Source organism: Ramlibacter sp., from assembly GCF_013697775.1.
Lineage (GTDB): Bacteria > Pseudomonadota > Gammaproteobacteria > Burkholderiales > Burkholderiaceae_C > Ramlibacter.
In genome coordinates this window covers 1-4,961 of record NZ_JACCWG010000345.1, presented here as the reverse complement: position 1 = coordinate 4,961, position 4,961 = coordinate 1, and the positions used below count along the sequence as shown (strand labels likewise).

Annotated in this window: 6 protein-coding genes; 3 read left to right on the top strand and 3 right to left on the bottom strand. The window is 72.5% G+C overall.

The genetic code is table 11. The features are described 5' to 3' along the window. Nucleotides 1–97 precede the first annotated feature (97 nt). Together H0U68_RS17280 and H0U68_RS17275 are read left to right on the top strand one after the other, a co-directional pair. The gene (locus tag H0U68_RS17280) at nucleotides 98–1,366 is read left to right on the top strand and encodes a cytochrome c (protein WP_296357822.1); all 1,269 of its coding nucleotides are present in this window, start codon (nucleotides 98–100) and stop codon (nucleotides 1,364–1,366) included. Between the two features lie 10 nt (nucleotides 1,367–1,376). Then, nucleotides 1,377–1,853: a tyrosine-protein phosphatase gene (locus H0U68_RS17275; RefSeq protein WP_296357819.1), complete on the top strand. Its 477-nt coding sequence runs from the start codon at nucleotides 1,377–1,379 to the stop codon at nucleotides 1,851–1,853. 9 nt (nucleotides 1,854–1,862) lie between these two features. Here the strand turns inward: H0U68_RS17275 and H0U68_RS17270 are convergent, their stop codons facing one another. Next, entirely contained in the window at nucleotides 1,863–2,819 is a 957-nt protein-coding gene (locus H0U68_RS17270) for a LysR family transcriptional regulator (RefSeq protein WP_296357817.1), read from the bottom strand. Nucleotides 2,820–2,927: 108 nt separating this feature from the next. Here H0U68_RS17270 and H0U68_RS17265 point away from each other — a divergent pair, with 108 nt between their 5' ends. Next, nucleotides 2,928–4,055: a serine hydrolase domain-containing protein gene (locus H0U68_RS17265; protein ID WP_296357815.1), complete on the top strand. Its 1,128-nt coding sequence runs from the start codon at nucleotides 2,928–2,930 to the stop codon at nucleotides 4,053–4,055. Nucleotides 4,056–4,070: 15 nt separating this feature from the next. Here the strand turns inward: H0U68_RS17265 and atpE are convergent, their stop codons facing one another. Both atpE and folK read right to left on the bottom strand, forming a co-directional pair. Next, complete coding sequence (atpE, locus tag H0U68_RS17260; RefSeq protein WP_296357813.1) at nucleotides 4,071–4,313, bottom strand: F0F1 ATP synthase subunit C; 243 nt, start codon at nucleotides 4,311–4,313, stop codon at nucleotides 4,071–4,073. Nucleotides 4,314–4,415: 102 nt separating this feature from the next. Continuing rightward, on the bottom strand, nucleotides 4,416–4,874 hold the full coding sequence (gene folK, locus H0U68_RS17255; protein WP_296357810.1) for a 2-amino-4-hydroxy-6-hydroxymethyldihydropteridine diphosphokinase: 459 nt from the start codon (nucleotides 4,872–4,874) through the stop codon (nucleotides 4,416–4,418). Between the last annotated feature and the right edge of the window lie 87 nt (nucleotides 4,875–4,961).

Genomic DNA, 4,961 nt, shown 5'->3' with positions numbered 1-4,961 from the left:
GCGGGGCACGGCCCATGCCGGCGCCGCGCAAGCCAACCGCCGCGACGCCCTCCACGCCCGCCTGCGGCAGCGCGCCACCGCCCGTGGCCGCACGCCCATGAAGCGCGTTCTCTTCGTCATGCTGCTGGCGGCGGCCGGGCTGGCCGGCTGGGTGTGGATGCTCAATTTCCAGGAAGAGCGCATCGAGGACGGCGCCGCCGGCCCGCCGACCGCGCAGCAGGTGGAGCGCGGCGCCTACCTGGCGCGTGCGGGCAACTGCATGGGCTGCCACACCGAGCGCGGCGGCGAAGCCTTCGCCGGCGGACGTGCCATCGCCACCCCGTTCGGCGCGCTGTATGCGAGCAACCTCACGCCCGACCTCGACACCGGACTGGGCCGCTGGACGCCCGGGCAGTTCTGGCGCGCGCTGCACCACGGGCGCTCGGCCGACGGCCGGCTGCTGTACCCGGCCTTTCCCTATCCCTACTACACGCAGGTCACGCGCGCCGACGCCGACGCGCTGTTCGGCTACCTGCGCGGCGTGCCGCCGGTGCGCAAGCGCAACCGCATCCACGCGCTGCGCTGGCCGTACAACACGCAGACGGCGCTGGCCGTCTGGCGCGCGCTGTACTTCCGCCCGGCCGACAAGGACGCCGTGGCCAACGGCGTGGCCGACCGCGGCGCTTACTTGGTGCGCGGCCTGGGCCATTGCGGCGCCTGCCACTCGCCGCGCAACGCGCTGGGCGGCACGCACAACCTGATGGACCTGTCGGGCGGCGTGATCCCGATGCAGAACTGGTATGCGCCCTCGCTCAGCGCGCGCTCCGAAGCCGGTTTGGCCGAGTGGCCGACGGCGCAGATCGTCCAGCTGCTACAGACCGGCGTGGCGCCGCGCGCCACCGTGCTCGGCCCGATGGCCGAGGTGGTCCTCAACAGCACCCAGCACCTCACCCCGGCCGACCTGCAGGCCATGGCGATCTACCTGAAGGGCCTGCCGCCCGCACCGGCGCAGGCCGAGAGCGACCCCTACGTCGTGCCGGCCGCCAGCGCCGCGGTGCGCGAGCGCGGCGGCAAGCTGTACGGCGAGCACTGCGTGCAATGCCATGGCGACAACGGCCAGGGCGTGCCCAACGCCTATCCGCCGCTGGCCGGCAACCGCGCGGTGACGCTGCCGGTCACGGCCAACCTGGTGCAGGTGCTGCTGCATGGCGGCTTTCCGCCGGCCACAGCGGGCAACCCGCGGCCGTTCGGCATGCCTCCGTATGCGCTGGCGCTGAACGACGCCGACATCGCCGCCGTGCTGTCGTTCATCCGCGGCTCCTGGGGCAACCGCGGCGCGCCGGTGAGCGAATTCGAAGTCAGCCAGCGGCGCGGCAGCGCGCAGTGAGAACGCCGCCGTGAGCCTGCGCCCCGTCGTGCTGCCGCCGAACGTGCCCGGCCGCATGTGGCTGTCGTCGATGCCCGGCCGCTTCGAAACCTGGCCGTCGTTCGAGGCGCAGGCGCAGCGCGCGAAGCTGGCGCTGGTGGTGTGCCTGACGCCGCGCGCCGAAGTGGCGGAGCTCTCGCCGCGCTACCACGCCGCTGTCGCCGCCGGCACGGTGCCGTTCCGCTGGCTGCACCTGCCGATCCGCAACTTCGGCGCACCCGACGACGGCGCCGGCTTCCGGCGCGAGGTGGGTGCCATCGCCGATGCATTGCGGCGCGGCGACGCGGTGCTGCTGCACTGCGCGGCCGGCATGGGGCGTACCGGCACGGCTGCCGCCTGCGTGCTCAAGGCGCTGGGCCTGGACACCGACAACGCCCTGCAGCGCGTGCGCGACGCCGGCTCGAACCCGCAGAACGCGGCGCAGTCCGGCGTGGTCGGCTGGTTCTGACGCCGCCTCTCATCCGGCCGTGGCGCGCCACGCGCGCGGCATGGCGGCCGGGTCCAACCGCAGGTCCGGCTCTTCCCGGAAACCCGCAGCAAGGTGGTCGACCACCACCCGCACGCGCGGGCTCAGCAGCTTGCGGTGCGGATAGCACAGCATCATGTCGCGCTCGCCGTGGTGGTACTGGCCCGCCAGCACGGTGCGCAGCTTGCCGGCACGCAGCAGCGGCGCAGCCAGGAACAGGGCGGCCTGGCAAATGCCTTCGCCGGCCACCACCACGTCGAGGAAGGCGTCCGGATCCGAGCTCCACACCTGCGCGGGCGGCGACCACGCGATGCGCCCGCCGCCGGGCGTGCTGAAGCTCCATTCGGCCACGTCGCCCGACGCGAAGCGGATGCCGAGCAGCCGGTGCGACAGCAGATCGTCGGGGCTGGCCGGCACACCGTGCTTGCGCAGGTACGCCGGCGAGGCCACCAGCACCGAATGCAGCCGGCAGATGCGGCGCGCGACCAGCGTCGAGTCGCGCAGGATGCCGCCGCGCACCACGATGTCATAGCCCTCCTCCACGACGTCGATCACCCGGTTGTCCAGGCTCAGTTCCACCTGCAGCTGCGGATGCCGCCTGGCCAGCTGCGGCAGCAGCGGCAGCACGAAGCGCCGGCCGAAGGTGGTGCTCGACGAGATGCGCACGCGTCCGGCCGGCTGACTGCCCGTGCGCGTGAGGTTCTCCACCGCGCGGTCCAGCGCCTGCAATGCATCGCGCGCCTCGGCCAGGAAGGACTGCCCCTCCGCCGTGAGCTGCAGCCGCCGCGTCGTGCGGTTGAACAGGCGCACCTTCAGCTCCTGCTCCAGCCGCATCACGTTCTTGCCGACCGCCGCCGGCGTGACGCCCAGCCGCGCCGCCGCGGCGGTGAAGCTGCCCGCGGCCGCGCTTTCGACGAACGAGACCATGCCCTGAAGGTTGCGCACCATTGTCAACTGCCGGTTGGAAATGTTGCGAAATTATGTGCCTTCCACTTTGGCGCCGCCTGCGTAGGCTCGCATGCATCGAAGCCAGGAGAGCGCGACATGCATGTGCAGATGACAGACAGACTGGACCGCGCGATCGACCGCGCGCTGCAAGAGCGCCGCATCGTCGGCACCGTGGTGCTGGTGGCCGAACAGGGCGAAGTGGTCTACCGCCGCGCCGCCGGCTGGGCCGACCGCGAGGCCGCACGACCGATGGCCGAGGACGCGGTGTTCCTGTGGGCCTCGCTCACCAAGCCGCTGGTGGCCGCGGCCACGCTGCGCCTGGTGGAACAGGGCCGCATCGGGCTGCAGGACCCAGTCACGCGCTGGCTGCCTGCCTTCACGCCGCGCATGCCCGACGGCAGCGCGCCGGCGATCACCATCCACCAGCTGCTGACGCACAGCGCCGGGCTGGACTATGCCTTCATCGAAGCCGAAGGCGGGCCGCACCACCGGCTGAACGTGTCGGCCGGGCTGGACCAGCCGGGGCTTGGCTTCCAGGAGAACATGCGCCGGCTCGCGCAGGCGCCGCTGATCTATGCGCCGGGCGCGGCCTGGAGCTACTCCATGGCGTACGACGTGCTGGGCGGCGTGGTCGCCGCGGCCACCGGCCAGGCGCTGCCGCAAGCCATGGAAGCGCTGGTCACGCAGCCGTGCGGCATGCGTGACGCTGGTTTCGCCGTGCGCGACCGTGCGCGGCTGGTGGCGCATTACGGCGACGCGCAGCCGCAGCCCACGCGCATGGGCGCGCACGCGCTGGTGCCCTTCCCCGGGATGGGAGCGCGGGTGCCGTTCGCACCCGAGCGGCTCTTCGATCCCGCCTCCTACCCGTCCGGCGGCGCCGGCATGGCCGGGACCGCGGGCGACCTGCTCGCGTTCCTGCAGAACCTGCTGGCCGGGCGCCTGCTGCGGCCCGCAACGGTGGCGCTGATGGCGCAGCCCCACGTCGGGCCGCAGGCCCAGACGCAGGGGCCGGGCTGGGGCTTCGGCTACGGCGGCGCGGTGCTGGTGGATCCGGCGGCGGCGCAGAGCCCGCAATCGGCAGGCACGCTGCAGTGGGGCGGCGCCTACGGCCACAGCTGGTTCCTGGACCGCGCGCGCGGACTGGCGGTGGCAGAACTGACGAACACCGCGTTCGAAGGCATGGCATCGGCCGGGCGCTACCCGGCCGAGGTGCGCGATGCGGTGTACGGGCCCTGATGAGCCCGCGCCGGCCTACTTGGCGAACGGGTTCGAGAACACGAACATCATCGCGATGCCCACGCCGATCAGGAAGTTGGCGTCGATGAGGCCGGCCAGCAGGAACATCTTGGTTTGCAGCGGTTCCATCATTTCGGGCTGCCGAACGGCGCCGTCGATGAAGCGGCCGCCCATGGTGCCGATGCCCATGCAGGCGCCGATGGCGCCCAAGCCGATGATGAGTCCGCACGCGAGTGCGATGAGTCCGGTGTCTGTCATGTGATGCTCCTTTGGGTGTCGAAGAACTTTGTCTGTTGCTTCGATGATGGAGCGTCAGCGTCATCGCGCCAATGACGCGGGAGGTAATGGCCGCCGAGCGGTTCAGAGCCGCGTGATGGCCTGGTCCGCGACGCTGGCCAGCCAAGCCGGCAAGACCCGCTGCGGCGCGATCTGCGCCAGCGGCACCAGCACGAAGGCACGCTCGCGCAGGCGCGGGTGCGGCACCGTGAGCCGTGGGCTGTCGATGCGCGCGTCGCCGTACAGCAGCAGGTCCAGGTCCAGCGTGCGCGGCGCGTTGCGGTAGGGCCGTTCGCGCCCGTGCGCGGCCTCGACGCCGAGCAGCGTGTCGAGCAGCGCGGGCGCGCTCAGGGTGGTGCGGAGCTCGGCCACCGCGTTGATGAAATCGGGCCCGCCGGCGTCCAGCGGCTGCGTGCGATACAGAGGCGACGCCTGCACGAGTTCCACACCCGGCCGCGCGCCGAGGTCACGCAAGGCGGCCGGCACGGTGCGCGCCGCGTCGCCCAGGTTGGCTCCCAGGCCGACGTATGCAACCATCGGCATGCGCATCGCTCCGCCTCGCGCGTGTGTTCAGGCCTCGCCGGGTCCGTTGTCCGCCGGCGCATCCCCGCCGCCGCCCGACGGCTTGCG

What these genes read in the sequence shown, in the direction of transcription:
- H0U68_RS17280 (WP_296357822.1), top strand. Translation starts at nt 98, where the DNA reads ATGAAGCGCGTTCTCTTCGTCATGCTGCTGGCGGCGGCCGGGCTGGCC.
- H0U68_RS17270 (WP_296357817.1), bottom strand. Translation starts at nt 2,819, where the DNA reads ATGGTGCGCAACCTTCAGGGCATGGTCTCGTTCGTCGAAAGCGCGGCC.
- H0U68_RS17265 (WP_296357815.1), top strand. Translation starts at nt 2,928, where the DNA reads ATGACAGACAGACTGGACCGCGCGATCGACCGCGCGCTGCAAGAGCGC.
- atpE (WP_296357813.1), bottom strand. Translation starts at nt 4,313, where the DNA reads ATGACAGACACCGGACTCATCGCACTCGCGTGCGGACTCATCATCGGC.
- folK (WP_296357810.1), bottom strand. Translation starts at nt 4,874, where the DNA reads ATGCCGATGGTTGCATACGTCGGCCTGGGAGCCAACCTGGGCGACGCG.